This is a genomic window from Actinosynnema sp. ALI-1.44 (genome assembly GCF_001984155.1).
Classification (GTDB): Bacteria; Actinomycetota; Actinomycetes; order Mycobacteriales; family Pseudonocardiaceae; genus Kibdelosporangium.
Genome location: NZ_MTQO01000048.1, coordinates 183,302 through 200,625, shown reverse-complemented (window position 1 = coordinate 200,625; position 17,324 = coordinate 183,302). Strand labels below are relative to the sequence as shown.

19 protein-coding genes are annotated in these 17,324 nt (G+C 68.1%); 10 read left to right on the top strand and 9 right to left on the bottom strand.

Annotation, left to right across the window (positions count from 1 at the left end; genetic code table 11):
- Nucleotides 1-235: 235 nt before the first annotated feature.
- A complete protein-coding gene (locus tag ALI144C_RS28470) occupies nucleotides 236-508 on the bottom strand; it encodes a MoaD/ThiS family protein (protein ID WP_076990253.1) in 273 nt (90 codons plus the stop codon).
- A gap of 48 nt (nucleotides 509-556) precedes the next feature.
- Here ALI144C_RS28470 and ALI144C_RS28465 point away from each other — a divergent pair, with 48 nt between their 5' ends.
- On the top strand, nucleotides 557-1,396 hold the full coding sequence (locus ALI144C_RS28465; protein ID WP_076990252.1) for an alpha/beta fold hydrolase: 840 nt from the start codon (nucleotides 557-559) through the stop codon (nucleotides 1,394-1,396).
- Between the two features lie 53 nt (nucleotides 1,397-1,449).
- On the top strand, nucleotides 1,450-1,998 hold the full coding sequence (locus ALI144C_RS28460) for a TetR/AcrR family transcriptional regulator (protein WP_237774353.1): 549 nt from the start codon (nucleotides 1,450-1,452) through the stop codon (nucleotides 1,996-1,998).
- Here the strand turns inward: ALI144C_RS28460 and ALI144C_RS28455 are convergent.
- Nucleotides 1,982-3,430: an MFS transporter gene (locus tag ALI144C_RS28455; RefSeq protein ID WP_076990250.1), complete on the bottom strand. Its 1,449-nt coding sequence runs from the start codon at nucleotides 3,428-3,430 to the stop codon at nucleotides 1,982-1,984. The genes ALI144C_RS28460 and ALI144C_RS28455 overlap by 17 nt on opposite strands.
- A gap of 101 nt (nucleotides 3,431-3,531) precedes the next feature.
- Here ALI144C_RS28455 and ALI144C_RS28450 point away from each other — a divergent pair, with 101 nt between their 5' ends.
- Genes ALI144C_RS28450 through ALI144C_RS28440 form a run of 3 tightly spaced genes read left to right on the top strand, consistent with a single transcriptional unit; the run spans nucleotide 3,532 to nucleotide 5,650 of the window.
- Nucleotides 3,532-4,023, top strand: coding sequence for a MarR family winged helix-turn-helix transcriptional regulator (locus tag ALI144C_RS28450; protein ID WP_076990249.1), 492 nt, complete (start codon nucleotides 3,532-3,534; stop codon nucleotides 4,021-4,023).
- A complete protein-coding gene (locus ALI144C_RS28445; RefSeq protein WP_076990248.1) occupies nucleotides 4,023-4,415 on the top strand; it encodes a TOBE domain-containing protein in 393 nt (130 codons plus the stop codon). Before ALI144C_RS28450 ends, ALI144C_RS28445 begins: the two co-directional genes overlap by 1 nt.
- Before the next feature lie 23 nt (nucleotides 4,416-4,438).
- On the top strand, nucleotides 4,439-5,650 hold the full coding sequence (locus ALI144C_RS28440; protein ID WP_076990247.1) for a DUF1444 family protein: 1,212 nt from the start codon (nucleotides 4,439-4,441) through the stop codon (nucleotides 5,648-5,650).
- Nucleotides 5,651-5,736: 86 nt separating this feature from the next.
- Here ALI144C_RS28440 and ALI144C_RS28435 read toward each other — a convergent pair whose 3' ends face one another.
- Nucleotides 5,737-6,564 carry a metallophosphoesterase family protein gene (locus tag ALI144C_RS28435; RefSeq protein WP_076990246.1) on the bottom strand — a complete coding sequence of 276 codons (828 nt, stop codon included), beginning with the start codon at nucleotides 6,562-6,564 and terminating at the stop codon, nucleotides 5,737-5,739.
- Between the two features lie 3 nt (nucleotides 6,565-6,567).
- Nucleotides 6,568-7,356 carry an HAD-IIA family hydrolase gene (locus ALI144C_RS28430; protein WP_076990511.1) on the bottom strand — a complete coding sequence of 263 codons (789 nt, stop codon included), beginning with the start codon at nucleotides 7,354-7,356 and terminating at the stop codon, nucleotides 6,568-6,570.
- 107 nt (nucleotides 7,357-7,463) lie between these two features.
- On the opposite strand from ALI144C_RS28430, the gene ALI144C_RS28425 reads away from it, so the two are divergent.
- The 3 genes from ALI144C_RS28425 (at nucleotide 7,464) to ALI144C_RS28415 (ending at nucleotide 10,319) form a co-directional block, all read left to right on the top strand.
- Nucleotides 7,464-7,646 (top strand): hypothetical protein, encoded by a 183-nt coding sequence (locus tag ALI144C_RS28425; RefSeq protein ID WP_076990245.1) that lies wholly within the window; start codon nucleotides 7,464-7,466, stop codon nucleotides 7,644-7,646.
- A 76-nt stretch (nucleotides 7,647-7,722) separates the two neighbouring features.
- Nucleotides 7,723-9,336, top strand: a complete 1,614-nt coding sequence (locus ALI144C_RS28420; protein WP_076990244.1) for an AMP-binding protein — start codon at nucleotides 7,723-7,725, stop codon at nucleotides 9,334-9,336.
- 17 nt (nucleotides 9,337-9,353) lie between these two features.
- The gene (locus tag ALI144C_RS28415; RefSeq protein ID WP_076990243.1) at nucleotides 9,354-10,319 is read left to right on the top strand and encodes a Gfo/Idh/MocA family protein; all 966 of its coding nucleotides are present in this window, start codon (nucleotides 9,354-9,356) and stop codon (nucleotides 10,317-10,319) included.
- Here ALI144C_RS28415 and ALI144C_RS28410 read toward each other — a convergent pair.
- From ALI144C_RS28410 to ALI144C_RS28400, 3 genes are read right to left on the bottom strand one after another with little or no spacing between them, the layout of a single operon-like run.
- Entirely contained in the window at nucleotides 10,306-11,547 is a 1,242-nt protein-coding gene (locus tag ALI144C_RS28410) for an Nramp family divalent metal transporter (RefSeq protein WP_076990242.1), read from the bottom strand. The two genes, ALI144C_RS28415 and ALI144C_RS28410, sit on opposite strands and share 14 nt — an antisense overlap.
- Before the next feature lie 36 nt (nucleotides 11,548-11,583).
- Complete coding sequence (locus ALI144C_RS28405; protein ID WP_076990241.1) at nucleotides 11,584-12,558, bottom strand: R2-like ligand-binding oxidase; 975 nt, start codon at nucleotides 12,556-12,558, stop codon at nucleotides 11,584-11,586.
- Nucleotides 12,559-12,583: 25 nt separating this feature from the next.
- Nucleotides 12,584-13,174 (bottom strand): TetR family transcriptional regulator, encoded by a 591-nt coding sequence (locus ALI144C_RS28400; protein WP_143230925.1) that lies wholly within the window; start codon nucleotides 13,172-13,174, stop codon nucleotides 12,584-12,586.
- Nucleotides 13,175-13,256: 82 nt separating this feature from the next.
- On the opposite strand from ALI144C_RS28400, the gene ALI144C_RS28395 reads away from it, so the two are divergent.
- Nucleotides 13,257-13,868 carry an HAD family hydrolase gene (locus ALI144C_RS28395; RefSeq protein WP_076990240.1) on the top strand — a complete coding sequence of 204 codons (612 nt, stop codon included), beginning with the start codon at nucleotides 13,257-13,259 and terminating at the stop codon, nucleotides 13,866-13,868.
- On the opposite strand, the gene ALI144C_RS28390 is transcribed toward ALI144C_RS28395, so the two are convergent.
- Complete coding sequence (locus ALI144C_RS28390) at nucleotides 13,846-14,031, bottom strand: hypothetical protein (protein WP_143230924.1); 186 nt, start codon at nucleotides 14,029-14,031, stop codon at nucleotides 13,846-13,848. The two genes, ALI144C_RS28395 and ALI144C_RS28390, sit on opposite strands and share 23 nt — an antisense overlap.
- A 146-nt stretch (nucleotides 14,032-14,177) precedes the next feature.
- Between ALI144C_RS28390 and ALI144C_RS28385 the strand changes: the two genes are divergently transcribed.
- Nucleotides 14,178-14,564 (top strand): cold-shock protein, encoded by a 387-nt coding sequence (locus ALI144C_RS28385; protein ID WP_076990238.1) that lies wholly within the window; start codon nucleotides 14,178-14,180, stop codon nucleotides 14,562-14,564.
- Between the two features lie 6 nt (nucleotides 14,565-14,570).
- Here ALI144C_RS28385 and ALI144C_RS28380 read toward each other — a convergent pair whose 3' ends face one another.
- Nucleotides 14,571-17,291 (bottom strand): AfsR/SARP family transcriptional regulator, encoded by a 2,721-nt coding sequence (locus ALI144C_RS28380; RefSeq protein WP_202819077.1) that lies wholly within the window; start codon nucleotides 17,289-17,291, stop codon nucleotides 14,571-14,573.
- Nucleotides 17,292-17,324 lie beyond the last annotated feature (33 nt).

Below are 17,324 nucleotides of genomic sequence, written 5' to 3'. Positions count from 1 at the left end.
CTAGCGGGTTGGTCGGGTCCAACCCGAGAGCGACCGTACGTAACCAGAACCGAGATCGGAAATTTATCTGGGCGTGACCTAGGTCACAGTAACGTCATGACACCCCCCGCGATGAGTCATATATCCCCAGCTAGGGGCGCCGTTATCGGTTCGTTTCCTTGTCGAGATTTTTCACTCTAAGTGAGACCTGTGTCTCGCGTGTCGCAGCCCGGTTGGGCTGTTCGTGAACGCCCGTTTAGCCCCCTGCGAACGGCGGGAGGACGTCCAGCTGGGTCCCGTCCGACAGCCGTGTCGCGGGCGACCGGACCGCGATCCCGTCGAGCAGGAAGCTGCACGCGGTCAGCACGCCGCTGAGCTTCTCGCCGTGCCGTTCGGAGACGGCTCGGGCGGCGTCTGCCACGGTCGCGCCCGCTGGGAGGGCGATGTTCTCCTCCTGGATCCCGGCTGCGGCGCGAGCGCCTGCGAAGTACCGGACCTGGATTGTGACCTTGTCACTCACTCGCGTGATTCTAGTCTCGGATAGACATACATACCGAATGTATGTTTTTATCGGTCTATGGGGATCCGCAAAGTGGCCCGACTGAGCCGGGCGACCGTTGACTACCGAGAGTGTGGCGAGGGGTCACCGGTTGTGTTCGTGCACGGCCTGCTGGTGAACTCGAATCTGTGGCGCAAGGTCGCGCCGCTCGTCGCCGAGGCGGGAAACCGTTGCATAGCGCCGGATTGGCCGCTCGGTGGGCACACGCGACCGGTGCCGGGGGCCGACCTGACGCCGCCGGGCGTCGCCGACCTGATCGCCGAGTTCCTGAACAATTTGGACTTGCGGGACGTCACGCTCGTCGCCAACGACACCGGTGGCGCGCTCGTTCAGCTTGTGCTGGCAAGGAATCCGGTCCGTGTCGGCCGGGCCGTGTTCACCCCGTCGGACTGCTTCGAGCACTTCCTCCCGCAGCCGTTCACGTCGTTGCCGAAGCTCGCGCGCGTGCCGGGCTTCGGCTGGGCGCTGGCCAACGTCCTGCGCTCGCGGGTGATTCAGCGCTCGCCGGTCGGCTTCGGGCTGCTGACGAAACGCCCTGTCCCGCAGGACGTCGTCGACTCCTATCTGCTGCCGAGCCGGACCAGTCCGGCCGTGCGCGCCGACCTGACCCGCTTCGTCCGGACCATCCACAATCGACACACTCTTGACGCGGCGCGGAAAATCGGTTCCTTCGCCAAGCCGGTGCTGCTGGCGTGGGCGAAGGAGGACCGGATCTTCCCGGTGGAGCTCGCCCACCGGCTCGCCGGGATCCTGCCCAATGCGACAGTGACGGAAATACCGGACACCCTGACGCTCGTCCCCGAGGACCGGCCCGACGAACTGGCCGAGCTGATCGTGAAGTTCGTCAGGGCAAACTAGGCGGTATGCCGCGAACCCAGCAGGACCGATCGAGGGCGACGAGGACCGCTTTGATGAAGGCGGCGCGCCCGATGTTCGCCGAGCGCGGCTACGCGAACGTCGCCGCCGACGAGATCGTCGCGGCCGCCGGGTTGACCCGAGGCGCGCTGCACCACCACTTCAAGGACAAGCAGGGCCTGTTCCGCGCGGTGTTCGAGCAGATCGAGACCGAGCTGTCCGACGAGATCGACGCCGCCATCGGGGTGGTCGACGACACCGCGACCCGGATGGCGATCAGCCTGCGGACGTTCCTCGACGTGTGCGAACGCCCCGAGGTCGTGCGGATCGCCCTGCTGGACGCGCCGACCGTGCTCGGCTGGGACACCTGGCGCGCGATCGAGTCGGAGCACGGCCTGAAGCTGATCAACAGCCTGATGACGCAGGCGGCCTCGGAAGGCGTGCTGGCACACGAGCCTTCCGAGGTGCTCGCCCGGTTCGTGTTCAGTGTTCTCGTCGAGGCCGTGATGGTGATCGCGCACGCCGACGACGCGACCGAGGCACGAGCTCAGGTCGAGCACTCGCTCGGCATCGTGTTGTCCGGTCTGTTCAATGCGCCTGGTTGAGCTGCTCGGCGGTCAGCCTGCGCGGCAGCATCACGCTCAACAGCGCGACCACGACGAGCGTGCCGACCGCGATCCAGGTCGCGCTGCGGAAGCTCGCTATATAAGAGGTGACGTCCGGCGTCGCGCCCAGCGCGTTGAAGAACACCACGCCGAGTACCGCGATCCCTACCGAGCTGCCGAGTTGGTCGGCGGCGTTGATGGTGCCGGACGCCGCGCCCGCGTCGCGGCCGTCGATCTCCGCACCGGCCATGGCGAAGATCGGCCCGACCACCGCGCCCATGCCGATCCCGCCGAGCAGCAGCCACGGCGCCAGGCCCCAGAACCCGATCCCGACGTCCATCCTGACGATCAGGACGGCCACCGCCGCGGCCATCACGAGCGCGCCGACGGTCGTGACGTACCGGCCGAACCGCATGACGAGCGTGTTGCTGGGCACGACCGACAGGACCACGCCGAGCGAGAACGGCAGTGACGTCAGCCCGGCTTCCATCGGCGTGAAGCCGAGTCCGAGTTGCAGGGTCAGCGCATAGGGGAGGAAGAACCCGGCCATCGCGGCGAAGAACAAAGCGGCGACGGCCGTACCCGCGCTGAACCCGCGGGACCGGAACAGCCGCATCGGGACGAGCGCCGAACCGCCGCGCGCACGGGAGCTATGTATAAACAGTGCGAACACCGGCAGGGACGCCGCCATGGACAGGAAGGTCCACAGTGGCCAGCCCAGCTCGCGGCCCTGTACGAGCGGCACCAGGACCAGCGCCAACGCCGCCGAGACCAGCAGCATGCCGCGCAGGTCCGGCTTGATCGCGTGCGACGAGCGGGTTTCCGGGACCACCGCGGCGGCGAGCACGAGCGTGATCACGCCGACCGGCACGTTCACCAGGAAGATCGCGCGCCAGCCGAGGCCCCACAGGTCGTGCTCGAGCAGCAGGCCGGACGCGAGCGGTCCGACGACGGAGGCGAACCCGGCGATCCCGCCGAAGAGGCCGCCGGCCGCGGCCCGTTCCGACGGCGGGAACGTGGCGTACATGGTGCTCAGCACCTGCGGGATCATGATCGCCGCGGACAGGCCCTGCAGCAGGCGTGCGCCGACGAGCACCTCGGCGGTCCACGCGATGCCGCAGAACAGCGAGAACAGGGTGAAGGCCGCCATCCCGAGCAGGAACATCCGTTTTCGGCCGAACAGGTCGCCGAGCCGCCCGCCGGTGATCAGGCCGACCGCGAAGGTGAGCGTGTACCCGGCGGCGACCCACTGCGTGGCGGCGGACCCGGTGTGCAGGCTGTTGCTGATCGCGGGCAGTGCGACGTTGACGATCGTCGTGTCGAGCAGGTCCATGAACCCGGCGATCATCAGCACGGCCAGTGCGACCCGGCGGCGTGGGTGCCCGGTGGCGTCGGTCTCGGAGTGCGGCGTGGCCAGCGCGCTGGTGCTCATGGGTGTTTCCTCCGGATATGATGTCTTTAAGAGTAAGAGCTTGTTATGAACTAAGTCTCTTAGTTTGTAAGATAACTAGAGGCTAAGAGGAGTGGTGTGCCATGTCAACCTCGGCTGAGCGCGGCACGTACCCGGTGCCGTCCGACGAGCTGATGCGGTTCGCCGACATGGCCCGCGAGATGAGCGGCCTGACCGTGCTGTTCCACTCCCGGATCGCCGAACAGATGGGTGTGTCGGCCACCGACTACAAGTGCCTCGACATCGCGATGCGCGTGGACGAACCCCTGACCGCTGGCCAGATCGCCAAGATGTCCGGATTGTCGACGGGCGCGGTGACCGGCGTGATCGACCGGCTGGAGAAGCACGGGTTCGTACGGCGCGTGCGTGACCCCCACGACAGACGCAAGGTGCTCGTCGAGGTCACGAAGGTGGACCACGCCAAGTTCGCGCACCTGTTCGCCGGAGCCCTTGATCACATGAAAGAGGTGCTTTCCCGGTTCTCCCCGGAGGAACGGGAGCTCATCGAGCGGTTCCAGCGCGTGTCGATCGAAGGGTTCCGCAAGGAGGCGTTCGCCGGGTTGGACAATGGCTGATGCCCCGATTCAGGTTCGCCGAGGCCGCCAAGCTGCTCGGCGTGAGCGACGACACCATCAGGCGCTGGGTGGACGCGGGTGAGCTGTCGTCCAGCCTCGACGCGTCCGGCCGAAAGGTCGTCGACGGCGCGGAACTGGCCGAGTTCGCCAGGGCGCACGCCAACGAAGTGCCCGATCCGTCCGGAATCGGCCGTTCCGCGCGCAACCGGTTCGTCGGCCTTGTGACGTCCGTCGCGGTGGACAAAGTGATGGCACAGGTGGAAATGCAGTGTGGGCCACATCGGGTGGTGTCGCTGATGTCCGCCGAGGCCGTGCGGGAACTTGGTCTTGAACCGGGCTCGCTCGCGGTGGCTGTGGTGAAGGCGACCACCGTGATGGTGGAAACCCCTTAGTCCACGTCGGATACCTTCTTTGTATGGGTTTCCTGGGGCGTATCAGGCGGGGGTTCGGACGGGGGCGCACACCCGAGGAGCAGTTCACCGACGATTTCGTGGCGACCATCAACCGGCTGCCGGGCATCGCGAAGATCACCAGGACGGACGGGTTCGGCATCGACGTGCGCAGGGTGGGGGAGCCCGGCGCGCACTCGATCTTCCTCGGCAACCTGTTCGCCGAAGTCAGGCACCTCTCGCAGGCGGAACGCAAGGAGGCGGTGCAGCAGTTCGTCGCCGCCATGTTCTCCCAACCGGACGAACCGGAGAGCTGGGAGGCCGCGGCGCCACGCCTGCGGCCGGTACTGCGCACGGCGTCGTACGCGCAAGCGGGCCAGGTCGGCGGGATCACGGTGGCCAGCCGCCCGTCCATGCGGCACCTGGTCGAGATGATCGTGATCGACCACGAGCACCGGATGAGCCTGGTCAACTCGGACAGCCTCGAAGAGTGGGGTGTCACGTTCGACGAGGCGTACCAGCGCGGCGCGCAGAACCTGATGGTCGAGGGCACACACCTGGCTCGGTTGGACAACGGAGTGCTCGCTGTGGCCAGTGAGGACACCTACGAGTCCTCGCGGCTCGTGGTGCCGGGCTGGTTGGCCGGACTCGGCGACGAGGTCGGGATCGTGCCGGTGGCGGTCGTGCCGTCCCGGGACATGATGCTGATCGCCGACGAGCGCGACAACGCCGCCGTGCAGTGGGTGCTCGACGAGGGGCTGAAGATCTTCTCCGACCACCCCCGGTGGCTCTCGCCCGTACCGTACAAAGCAGACGAAGACGGTGACATCGTCGCCTGGAAGCCGGACCGCGGCCACCCGTCCTACGCGGCGGTCCGCCTGGCGGAACGGACGCTCGAGACATACGAGTACCGCGAGCAGCGAACCCGGATGGAGAAACTCTTCCGGCAGGCAGGCGAGGACCTCGAAGTCACCGCGTACGAGGTCGAGACCGGACCGGACGGGACCGCGCGCAGCTTCACCACGTGGCCCAAGGGGCACGACGCGCTGCTGCCGTACGCCGACGAGATCCTGTTCCCCGCCGACAGCGAGCCGTTCCGCGTGCCGTGGTCGGCTGCGGCGGACGTGCTCACCGGCGAATGGGAGGAAGCGCTGACCACACCACCCCGCCGCCGCACGCTCCGGTGGCCGGACGAGCAGGTGCTCGCCAGGCTGCGCTCCCAGTCCTCCGGCGTGTAGCCCACCTCCCCCTGCGCCTTGTGCAACGAAGGCCACATTGGTTGCGGTTTTGGCAACGAAGGCCACATTGGTTGCACCCCTCGCGCTCAGTCCTCGGGGGTGTAGGGGAGGGGGACTATGAGGCACGGGCCGCCGACGAACAGGCCGCCGTCGATGCCGAGGACCTTGCCGCCCGCGTACTCGTAGGGCGCCTCGACCTGGGCCGGCAGGATGCCCAGCTGGTCGGCGATGACGCTGTGGCCGTGCACGATCTGCTTGCCGCCGAGGATGTCCATCAGCTGTTCGGCGACCTCGGGGCCCTGCGGCCCGCGGAACGAGTACCGGGTGGTCATCCGGCGCCAGCACTCCCACCACTTGGCCAGGTCGTCGGACCGCAGCAGTTCCAGCACGGCTTCGTTGATCTGCTCGACCGTCTCACCCCACTGCAGGTACTCGATGGTGTCCGAGTGCATCAGCAGGTGGTCCTCGACCAGGGCGAGCACCGGCCGTGAGGTCAGCCAGTCCAGGTGCTCGGCCGTCAACGCCTCCTGGTCGCTCTCCTGCCCGCCGTTGATCTCCCAGCTGCGGGCGAAGCTGCGCGGACCGAAGTCGGACGGCACGTCCGTGTCACCGAACCGGTGCATCCCCAGCAGCAGGATCTCGTGGTTGCCGAGCAGGCTGTCGACGTGCCCGCCTGCCTTCTCCGCCTGGTCGCACAGGCTCATGACCAGGTCGATCACGCCGATGCCGTCCGGGCCGCGGTCGACGAAGTCGCCGAGGAACCACACGTGGTGTCCGCCGCCCGACCAGTTCTCGTCCTCGTCGACCAGGCCGAGGGCACGCAACGCGCCCACCAGCTCGGCGCGGTGTCCGTGCACGTCCCCGATCACATAGGTCCGTCGCTCATCCCGCACACCTGCAGACGATACGAGCATCTGTCACCCGAGGGGATTCAAGGTGTGCCCAATCAGGTCCGCGATCGAGTTGATCACCCTGGTCGGGCGGTACGGGAACTGGTCGGCGGACGCCTCGGTGGAGATCCCGGTCAGCACCAGGATGGTGGCCAGCCCGGCGTCCAGACCAGCGCGGACGTCGGTGTCCATCCGGTCGCCGATCATCAGCGTGTTCTCCGAGTGCGCCCCGAGCGACCGCAGTGCCGAGCGCATCATCAGCGGGTTCGGCTTGCCGACGAAGTACGGCGAGAATCCGGTCGCCCGTTCGATCAGGGCGGCGACGGACCCGGTCGCGGGCAGGGAGCCCTCCCGGCTGGGACCGGTGGCGTCCGGGTTGGTCGCGATGAACTTCGCGCCCATTTCCACCAGACGGATCGCTCGCGTGATCGCTTCGAAGCTGTACGTCCGCGTCTCGCCGAGCACGACGTAATCCGGGTCACGGTCGGTCAGCACGTACCCGATCTCGTGCAACGCCGTAGTCAGGCCCGCTTCGCCGATCACGAACGCCGAACCGCCTGGTCGTTGGGAGTCCAGGAACCGCGCGGTCGCCAGCGCCGAAGTCCAGATCGAGGTCTCGGGAACGTCAAGACCTGTCCGAAGCAGCCGCGCGCGCAGGTCTCTTGGCGTAAAAATGGAGTTGTTGGTCAGCACGTGGAACCGGATGTCGTTGGCCCGGAGTTCGGCGAGGAACTCGTCCACTCGGGGCACCAGGTGTTCCTCGTGGACGAGCACACCGTCCATGTCCATCAAGTAGTTCCAGGTCATGGGGGACATGATCGCAGTGTCACGGGCCACAAGCCCTTTCAGCCGCACCTGTCGGGCTTGACCGGCCATCCGGCGGACGATAGTAATGGCGACTGGAGTAACGGCGAGGAGTTGAGTTGGGTCGCAGGCACAAGCCGAGTCGCTGGCCGGTCAACTGGACCGTCGTCAGCGTTGCCGCCGCGCTCACTCTGGTCATCGGCATCGTCGTCGTTCTGCTGTCCAGCACCGAGAAGCGCAGCGGCATCGTGGTGCCCGCGCCCAGTTCGGCGCCGCCCGCGCTGATCAAGCCGACCGGGTGACCCGCTGGGTGATCTTGCCTGGACAGTGGGAACTGCGCCTTAAGGTGAGATACACCACATCGTCGGGAGGGTTGTCGTGTCCGCTCCTAGTTACGCCTCGGGTACATCGACTGTGCCGCTGCTCGGGGAGACCATCGGGGACAACTTCGACCGGGCGGTCGCCGCGTACCCGGACAGGGACGCGCTCGTGGACAGGGCATCGGGGCGCAGGTGGACCTACCGCGAACTGGCCGAGGAGGTCGACGCGGTCGCGTTGGGTCTGCTCGACCTCGGTGTGCGCAAAGGGGACCGGGTCGGCATCTGGTCGCCCAACCGGGCGGAGTGGACTTTCGTGCAGTACGCCACCGCGAAGATCGGCGCGATCCTCGTCAACATCAACCCGGCGTACCGGATCCACGAGCTCACCTACGTGCTCAACCAGTCCGGCATCCGCACCCTGGTCTCGGCGCCCGCGTTCAAGACGTCCGACTACGCCGCCATGATCGCGCAGGCGCGGCCGGACTGCCCCGCTCTCGTCGACGTCGTCCTGCTCGACAGTTCGGAGTGGACCGACCTGGTCGAGGCGGGCCGCGCGGCGGATCCGGCCGCGCTGGCCGGAATCCCGCTGTCAGCGGATGACCCCATCAACATCCAGTACACGTCCGGGACGACCGGCTTCCCCAAGGGTGCGACGCTGTCGCACCACAACATCCTCAACAACGGCTTCTTCGTCGGCGAGACCTGCGGCTACACCGAGCAGGACAAGGTGTGCATCCCGGTGCCGTTCTACCACTGCTTCGGCATGGTGATGGGAAACCTGGCGTGCACGTCACACGGCGCCTGCATGGTCATCCCGGCGCCGTCCTTCCAGCCCGCCGAGACGCTCGCCGCGGCCGCCGACGAGAAGTGCACGTCCTTGTACGGCGTGCCAACGATGTTCATCGCGATGCTGGCCGAGGCCGACTTCGAGTCGTACGACCTGTCGAGCCTGCGGACCGGGATCATGGCCGGGTCGCCGTGCCCGGTCGAGGTGATGAAACAGGTCATCGAGCGGATGGGGATGAACGAGGTCACCATCTGCTACGGCATGACCGAGACGTCACCGGTGTCCACCCAGACCACCGCGCGGGACACACTGGACCGCCGGGTGTCCACTGTGGGCAGAGTGCACCCGCACCTCGAGGTGAAGGTGGTCGACCCGGAGACCGGGCTGACCGCGCCGAGGGGAACGCCCGGCGAGTTCTGCACGCGCGGCTACTCCGTGATGCTGGGGTACTGGGAGGAGCCGGAGAAGACGGCGGAGGCCATCGACGCGGCGCGCTGGATGCACACCGGTGACCTCGCGGTGATGGACGACGAGGGCTACCTGAGCATCACCGGCCGGATCAAGGACATGGTGATCCGCGGCGGCGAGAACGTCTACCCGCGTGAGATCGAGGAATTCCTCTACACGCACCCGGACATCCTTGACGCACAGGTGATCGGCGTGCCGGACGAGCGCTACGGCGAGGAGCTGATGGCGTGGGTCCGGATGCGCGAGGGCGCCGAGCCGTTGACGGCGGCGGCTTTGAAGGAGTTCTGCACCGGGAAACTGGCGCACTACAAGGTTCCCCGGTACGTGCACGTGGTCGACGAGTTCCCGATGACCGTCACCGGCAAGATCCGCAAGGTCGAGATGCGCGAGGCGGCCAAGGACATCCTCGGCCTGTGAACCCGTAGGCTGAGTACGTGACCAGATGGGGAGTGGTGGCAACCGGCCGGATCGCGGACGTCGTCACGTCGGACATGGCGCTGGTGCCGGATGTCGAAGTGCTGGCGGTTTCCTCGCGCAGCACGCACAAGGCCGAGGAGTTCGCCCGGGAGCACGGCATACCGCGGTTCTACGGTGACTACCACGACCTGCTCGCCGACCCGGACGTGGACGTCGTCTACGTCGCCACGCCGCACAGCAGCCACTACATCGTGGCCCGCAACGCACTGCTCGCGGGCAAGGCCGTGCTGTGCGAGAAGCCGATCACGGTCGGCATGAAGGACGCCGAGAAGCTCGTCGACCTGGCCCGCAAGCAGAACGTCTTCCTGATGGAGGCGATGTGGACCCGGTTCAACCCGTTGGTCAAGCTCATCCGTGACCTGGTCACCGACGGCGCGATCGGCACGGTCCGCAGCGTCCACGCGGACTTCGGCGCCCCCTTCGCGCACGATCCCGCGCACCGGCTGTGGGATCCGGCCGCGGGCGGCGGGTCGCTGCTGGATCTGGGCGTCTACCCGGTCTCCTTCGCGCACATGCTCCTCGGCGAGCCGAAAAGCGTTGCCGTACAAGGCACCCTGATCGACGGTGTGGACGCGGAGGCCGCGCTGATGCTGCGCTACCCCGACGGGGTCTTCGCGCAGCTGTCGTCCTCGCTGGTCGGCTACTACCCGATCGCGGCGACGATCGTCGGCACGGCCGGGCGGATCGAGATCCCGCCCGTGTTCTACCGGCCGACCGAGTTCACCGTCGTCCGCCCCGGGCAGGACGACGAGAAGCACGCGTTGGAACTGGCGGGACACGGCTACCAGTACCAGATCGCCGAGGTCGTCGAGCGCGTCACGGCAGGGGAGGTCGAGAGCCCGCACATGCCGTTGGACGAAACCCTCGCGGTGATGCGGACGCTGACCGAGGCGCTCGACAAACTCGGCGTCAACTACCCGTGACGGTCAGGTAGATCAACGCCAGGTTCAACGCGATCACCAGTGCGGCGATCACCCAGGCCAGCACGGTCGTGACCCGGTGGTTGACGTTCTTGCCCATCAACCCGCGAGCGGACGTCAGCCGTACCAACGGGATCAGTGCGAACGGGATGCCGAACGACAGCACCACCTGCGAGATCACCAGCGCCCACGACGGATTCACGTTGAACGCCAGCAACACGACAGCGGGCAGCAGTGTGAGCAACCGGCGGGCCAGCAACGGGATCCGCTTGCGCAGCAGCCCACCCATCACCACGGCACCGGCGTAGCACCCGACCGAGGTCGACGCCAGGCCGGAGGCCAGCAGTCCCACGGCGAACAGCAACGCGATGCCGTTGCCGAGGTGCTGCCCGATGGCGGCGTGGACGCCGGAAAGCGAGTCCACGCCGTCGATCCCGGACAGGGCACTCGCGGCGAGCAACAGCATCGCGAGGTTGACCGCACCGGCGAACACCATGGCGACGCCGACGTCGTAGCGGGTCGCGTTGAGCAGGCGCCCCAGTCGGGGTCCGGTCTGGCGGCCGTGCCGGTCACGTGCCAGCGCGGAGTGCAGGTACACCGCGTGCGGCATCACGGTCGCACCCAGCATTCCCGCGGCCAGCAGGACGCTCTCCGACCCAGCGAACTGCGGCAGCAGCCCGCCGACCACGCCGGAGCCGGACGGCGGCGAGACGAAAAGCCCCGCGGCGAAACCGATCGCGATGATCAGCAGCAGTCCCGTGATGACCCGTTCGAACGGCCGTTGCCCGGCGCGGTCCTGCACCACCAGCAGAACGGTGGACACCACACCGGTGATCACGCCACCGAGCAGCAGCGGGAGGTCGAACAGCAGGTTCAACGCGATCGCGCCGCCGAGCACCTCGGCCAGGTCGGTTGCCATCGCCACGACCTCCGCCTGCGCCCAGTAGGCCAGCCGGGTCGGGGTGGACAGCCGGTCCCTGACCGCCTCGGGCAGCGACAGCCCGGTGACCAGCCCGAGTTTCGCGGACAGGTACTGCACGAGCCCGGCCATCACGTTCGCCACGACGACCACCCACACCAGCAGGTAGCCGTAGGTGGCGCCCGCTGCGGTGTTGGTGGCCACGTTGCCGGGGTCGACGTAGGCGATCGCCGCGACGAACGCGGGCCCCAAGAGCGCGGCTCCGGCTCGGAAACGGGTGATCCTCGGTTTGATGGCACTGGCGAGCGACAAACGGACCTCCCACGACGAACCGAGCCCAGGCTCAGCTTACTGCAAATGGTTTGCAGTAACTTCGGCGAACACCTTTGCGTCCTCTTCGCCGAACTGGTCCTCCAGCACCTCGGGTGAGTAGTCCAGGTCGATCTGGGCGACCGGCGTGCCGCGGGCCGACGAGATGGCTCCGAGGCGGCGCTGGGCGCGGTCACCAGCGTAAACGACGTACTCCTGCGGGTCGGTCTCGAACGGGCGCGGCTCATCGAACTGGTTGCCGACCCACTCGATCATGTTCAGCGCGATCGGCAGGAGTTCGCCCATGCGCTCGGTGACCGCGTCGAACAGGGTGTCGTCCGCCGCGACGTGCCTGCGACAGGTGAACGTGCCCCACGCCATGTGCCTGCGCTCGTCGTCACCGATCCGCCGGACCAACTCCTGCATGCCCGGCAGGATGCCGCGGCTGGTGCAGATCTTCTGCCACGCGTAGTACCCGGTCAGCGCCAATGTGCCCTCGATCACATGGTTGTACGTCACCGACGCGCGGATCTGGTTGCGGGGACTGGGATCGTGCTGCAGCACCGCGAGCGAGCCGGGCAGTTCCTCGTAGAAGAGCTTGCGGTAGTAGGGGTTCTCCGCGACGAACGGGTGCAGGTCGTCGGTCAGCCCGACCGCGTCCATCCACCGCCGGAACACCTCGGTGTGCTTGGCTTCCTCGAAGCAGAACTGGGTGAGGTACATCTCGTCGGAGATCCGGCCCTCCGCGGCCATCGCCTTCATGAACGGTTGGATGTCCTCGGTCACCGCCTCCTCACCCGCGATGAACTGGGCGCAGAGGTACGTGGCCGACCGGCGCTCCTCGTCGGTGAGGGCTTCCCAGTCGGCGCGGTCGTGGGAGAAGTCGATGTCCGCCGGGTTCCAGAACCTGGCGTTGCCCTTCACGAACAGCCTGAGCGGGAACGAGTCCCAGTTCAGGCCGCCCTTGCGCAACGACGCGAACCCGCTGCGGAGTTCGGCTTGCGTCTGCGTCATCTGACGGCTCCTTTGCCGTTGATCGTCAGGAGTGGGCCTCGATCGCGGGGAGCACCACCGAGCACACCGCGTCCGCCGCCTCGCCCGGCGTGCCGCCGGGCAGCAGCATGTGGCTGATCGACAGCCGCACGATGGACTCCGCCAGCAGTGCCGCGCGTTCCGGCGGCAGTGCCGGGATCCGCTCGGTCAGGTGGTGGCTGACCTGGTCGATGGAGTGCCGGAACACCGGTTCGGCTCTCGTGGTCAGCAGCGGCAGCAGGTCCTCGGCCTGCGCACCACCGAGAACGGCTGCCACCAGCCGGTTCTCCCTGCCGTGCCGGACGGTGTACTCGACCGTGGCGCGCAGGCTGTCGGCCACCGCGGTGGTCGCCCGCCAGAGCGCTTCGGTGCCGTCGAGGAATTCCGACAGCGTCCGCAACACGACCGCGTCGACCAGCGCGGCCTTGCTGCCGAACTCGTTGTAGACGGTCTGCCTGCTGACTCCGGCGCTCGTCGCGACGTCGACCATCCGCAGGCCCGCGAACCCGTGCTGGGCCAGCAGTTCAGCCGCCGCGTCCAGCAACGTCTCGCGCAGGGACAGCCGTACTCGTTCCGAGAACGGTGTGATCTCGGTCATGCTCCGAGTGTTGACACGGATGGGGATTCTGTCAACCGCCTGGACTCGATCGGCGCATCTGTAAAGCCCTTAGGGTGATGGGATGACCGTGACTGTCGGCTTCGACCTCGACCTGACGCTGATCGACCCGCGCCCTGGCGTGATCAAGGCGATGGCCGAGCTGTCCGCGGCCAGCGACCTCGTGCTGGACGGCGAGTACGTCGCGGCCAACATGGGCCCGCCGTTGCGCGACATGCTCGCCTCCATCGGCGTTCCCGAGGCCAGGCTGGACTGGTGCGTGAGCCGGTTCCGCGCCACCTACCCCGAGATCGTGATCCCCACGACCTTGCCGATGCCCGGCGCGGTCGACGCCCTGCGATCAGTCAGGGCAGCGGGCGGCAAGACGGTGATCGTCACCGGGAAGTACCAGCGCAACGCCCAACTGCACATCGACGCGCTCGGCTGGCAGATCGACCACCTGGTCGGCGACCTGTGGTCGGCGGGCAAGGCCGAGGCGCTCAAGCTGCACGGCGCGGGCATCTACGTCGGAGATCACATCGGCGACATGAAGGGCGCGGTCGCCGCGGGTGCGTTCGCGGTCGGCGTCACCACGGGCCCGTGCGACGCCGCCATGCTCACGGCGGCGGGCGCGGACGTCGTGCTGAGCGGTCTCGACGAGTTCCCCGAGTGGTTCAGCGACGCCGCACCACGCTGAAGATCCCCAGCCCGAGGCCGACCGGCAGGAGCATCGCCGCGACGTAGAGCCACACGGACAGCTCCGACTGCCCGGCGGCGTACAGCACGAACACCACGATGATCGCGATCAGGCCAACGGCGAACATCGTCACGGCGGCTGGCAACAGGCTGAACTTCGGCACAGCGAGCAGACTATGCGCTACGCCAGGACCTCGGTTTGGCATAGGCTGTCACGACGCGTCCAGGGCGTGCCCGGGGCGCGTTAGTCGTGCGGCATGGAGGGTGGAGCCGCACGGCTGATGGAGTCGACGAGGGAACGGTGAGAGCTGTGCCGACCGGACGGGTCAAGTGGTACGACTCGGAGAAGGGCTTCGGGTTCGTCACGCAGGACGGCGGGGAGGACGTGTACGTCCGCGCATCCGCGCTGCCTCCTGGCGTGACGGGACTCAAGGCGGGACAACGCATTGAGTTCGGGGTGGCGGACGGCCGCCGTGGCCCGCAGGCGCTTTCGGTCCGGCTGATCGACCCGATGCCGTCGGTCGCCGAGGCGCACCGCCGTCCGGCCGAGGAGTTGCACGGCCTCGTCGAGGACATGATCAAGATGCTCGAAGCCAAGATCCAGCCGGACCTGCGGCGCGGCCGCTACCCGGATCGCAAGGCCACCAAACGAATCGCCGAAGTCGTCCGCGCCGTCGCGCGGGAGCTCGACCCGTAGACCGCGTCAGGCACCCAGTTCGCTGAGCCGTTGCCGCAGGCGGTCGGCTTCTCCCGTACGGCGCTGTATCCGGCAAATGTCCAGCGCCGACTGCCATGCCGTCACGGCAGCGGCGGTGTGCCCGTGGGCAAGATTAGCCCTGCCGAGCTGGATCAGCGTGGTCGCGGCGTTGTAGTCGTCGCCGTGTGCCTCGAAGATCGCGATCGCCTGGCGGTACCAGTCGATGGCCTCGGGCAGCCTGCCGCTCTGCTCGTCGATGAAACCGAGGCTGTCGTGGATCTGGCCGCTGGCCATGCCGTCGATCCCGACGATGGCCAACGCGGCCAAGCAGTGGCGGCGGGCGTCGTCGTACTTGCCCAGCAGCGCCTCGACCCAGCCGAGCTGGTTGAGGGCGCTGGCTTCTCCTTCACGGCTGCCCGCGGCGCGGTAGAACTTCAGTGATTGGCACGCGTGGTCCAGTGCGCGCTCGTTGTCGCCTTGCCCGCCCCAGCACTCCGCGAGGCCCTGGTGGGCATGTGCCTGCATCACCAGGTCACCCACCTCGTCGGCCAGTGTGATGGCACGTTCGAAGTGGCGGACGGACTCGTCCACCAGCGCGGCGCGGGCGGCCACCTGACCGAGGTTCGCGTGCAGCCTGGCCCGTGGCGCGGGATCGGCTGCCGCGTCGGCAGCCGTGACCGCGGTCCGCAACGCGGTCAGGTGATCCGCGTGCTGGCCCTGCCGCGAGTGCCAGGTGTCGGTGACGAATGACATTTCCCACGCCTGTGCGTGCCAGCCACACTCCGCGGCCAGCTCCTGCGCGGCCAGCAGGCAGGTGTGTTCGGCCGTCATCCACGCCGTCGCGTCGGCTTCGTCGCGCAGCGCGTGGGGCTCCGCCAGCACGTCCCCGCTGATGGTGAACGGCGGACGTCGCGGGTCCAGCAGCCGGTCGGCGACCTGCCCGGTGCGCAGGTAGAAGTCGATCAACCGGCGCAGGGCCTTTTCGGTGAGCGCGGCGGCCGCCTGTTCGGCCGCGTCGAGCCGGACGAGGTCGTGCATCCGGTACCGGCCCGGCGTGAACTGGGAAACCAGGTGCACCGACTCGAGTTCGCGCAGCAACGCGGCCGCGTCGTCACCGGCCAAGGCGCCGACGGCGGCGAACGAGATGTCGGGACCGGGCGCCACGCCGAGCAGCCAGGCGAGTTGCCTCGCGTCGGCCGAGACCGCCCGGTAGGACAACGCCAGCACGGCACGGAGATTCACGTCCGCGTCCCCGGTGTCCAACCCGTCGAGGCGCGTGGTGTGCGAACGCAGCTGCGCCGCCAGCTCGGCAAGCGGCATGTCCGGCGACACGACCGCACGAGCCGCGACGATGCTCACCGCCAACGGCAGGCCGCCGCAGTGCTTGACCAGTTCGGCCACCGCGTCGGGCTCGACCAGCAGCCGCTCGTCGCCGAGCTGGCCGCGCAGCAACTCGTAGGCTTCGTCGTCGCTCAGCACGTCCAGCGGCAACGCGTGCGCTCCATGGGTGACGACCAGCCCCGTGAGCGGGTGGCGGCTCGTCACGAGCGTGGTGACGGACGCGCTGCCCGGGAGCAGCGGGCCGACCTGGGTGGTGTCCGCCGCGTTGTCGAGCACCACCAGCATCCGGCGGTCGGCGACGATCGTGCGGTACAGCCCGGCCTGCGCGTCCAGGTCGCCCGGGATCTCCTTGACACCCAACGCGTTCAGGAAGCCACGCAGCACTGTGGACGGCGCGGCCGGTGTGCCGCTGGGGTCGAACCCGCGCAGGTTGGCGAAGAGCTGGCCGTCGGGGAACCGGTCCGCGTGCTGGTGCGCCCAGTGCAGGGCCAGTGACGTCTTGCCGATCCCACCGCCGCCGCCGATCGCGTGGATGACGAGGGTGCTCGCCCCCGAGCCGGTCCGTGCGGACAGCTTGTCGAGCTCGGGGCGGCGGCCGGTGAACGCCCGTGGCGGCGCGGGCAGCTGTCGTGGCGGCCGTGACCTGCTGTGTTCCGGTGCGAGCACGATCTGGTCGTCGGCGAGGATCTGGTGGTGCAGGTCCCGCAGCGACCTGCCGGGGTCGGTACCCAGCTCGTCGGCCAGCAGCTGCTGGAAGGCCTGGTAGTGGCTGACCGCGTCGGCCTGCCGCCCGGTGCGGTACAGCGCGAGGATGACCTGGCCTGCCAGCCGCTCGTCCAACGGGTGCCTTGCTGTCCTGGTCATCAGCTCGGCGACCAGCTCGGCGTGCTCACCGAGCCGCAGCAGGACGTCGGTGCGATCGAGCTCGGCGGCGTACCGCCTGCGGTGCAACAGGCTCCGCGTGTCGTTGGCCCATGGTGTGTCCAAACCGGGCAGCGGTTCGCCACGCCAGAGGTCGAACGCCAGCTCGTACGTCCGGGCGGCCAGCCGGTCGTCCTGTGCGGCGCGTGCCCTGGCGAGCAGGTCGTCGAACCGGTCGAGGTCGAGGGCACCCGGCTCGACGGTGATCTGGTACCCACCGGTCCGCCGCTCGATCGGCACCGGCGCCAACGCCTGCCGCAGCCTGGTCAGATAGGTCGACAACGTGCCGCGTGCGGTGGGTGGCGGGTGATGGCCCCACACGCGGTCAAGCAGTTGGTCCGCCGAAACCAGCCGGTTGGCGTCGAACAGCAGCGCGGCCAGCACGCTGGTCTGCCGTGAATGGCCGACGTCGACGGGCTTCTCCGCGCGCCAGGCCCGTACCTCGCCCAGCACCTCGAACCGCACGTTTCCTCCCCTCCGTTCGATGACACGCATCGA

What these genes read in the sequence shown, in the direction of transcription:
- ALI144C_RS28465 (WP_076990252.1), top strand. Translation starts at nt 557, where the DNA reads ATGGGGATCCGCAAAGTGGCCCGACTGAGCCGGGCGACCGTTGACTAC.
- ALI144C_RS28460 (WP_237774353.1), top strand. Translation starts at nt 1,450, where the DNA reads ATGAAGGCGGCGCGCCCGATGTTCGCCGAGCGCGGCTACGCGAACGTC.
- ALI144C_RS28455 (WP_076990250.1), bottom strand. Translation starts at nt 3,430, where the DNA reads ATGAGCACCAGCGCGCTGGCCACGCCGCACTCCGAGACCGACGCCACC.
- ALI144C_RS28450 (WP_076990249.1), top strand. Translation starts at nt 3,532, where the DNA reads ATGTCAACCTCGGCTGAGCGCGGCACGTACCCGGTGCCGTCCGACGAG.
- ALI144C_RS28445 (WP_076990248.1), top strand. Translation starts at nt 4,023, where the DNA reads ATGCCCCGATTCAGGTTCGCCGAGGCCGCCAAGCTGCTCGGCGTGAGC.
- ALI144C_RS28440 (WP_076990247.1), top strand. Translation starts at nt 4,439, where the DNA reads ATGGGTTTCCTGGGGCGTATCAGGCGGGGGTTCGGACGGGGGCGCACA.
- ALI144C_RS28435 (WP_076990246.1), bottom strand. Translation starts at nt 6,564, where the DNA reads ATGCTCGTATCGTCTGCAGGTGTGCGGGATGAGCGACGGACCTATGTG.
- ALI144C_RS28430 (WP_076990511.1), bottom strand. Translation starts at nt 7,356, where the DNA reads ATGTCCCCCATGACCTGGAACTACTTGATGGACATGGACGGTGTGCTC.
- ALI144C_RS28405 (WP_076990241.1), bottom strand. Translation starts at nt 12,558, where the DNA reads ATGACGCAGACGCAAGCCGAACTCCGCAGCGGGTTCGCGTCGTTGCGC.
- ALI144C_RS28400 (WP_143230925.1), bottom strand. Translation starts at nt 13,174, where the DNA reads ATGACCGAGATCACACCGTTCTCGGAACGAGTACGGCTGTCCCTGCGC.
- ALI144C_RS28395 (WP_076990240.1), top strand. Translation starts at nt 13,257, where the DNA reads ATGACCGTGACTGTCGGCTTCGACCTCGACCTGACGCTGATCGACCCG.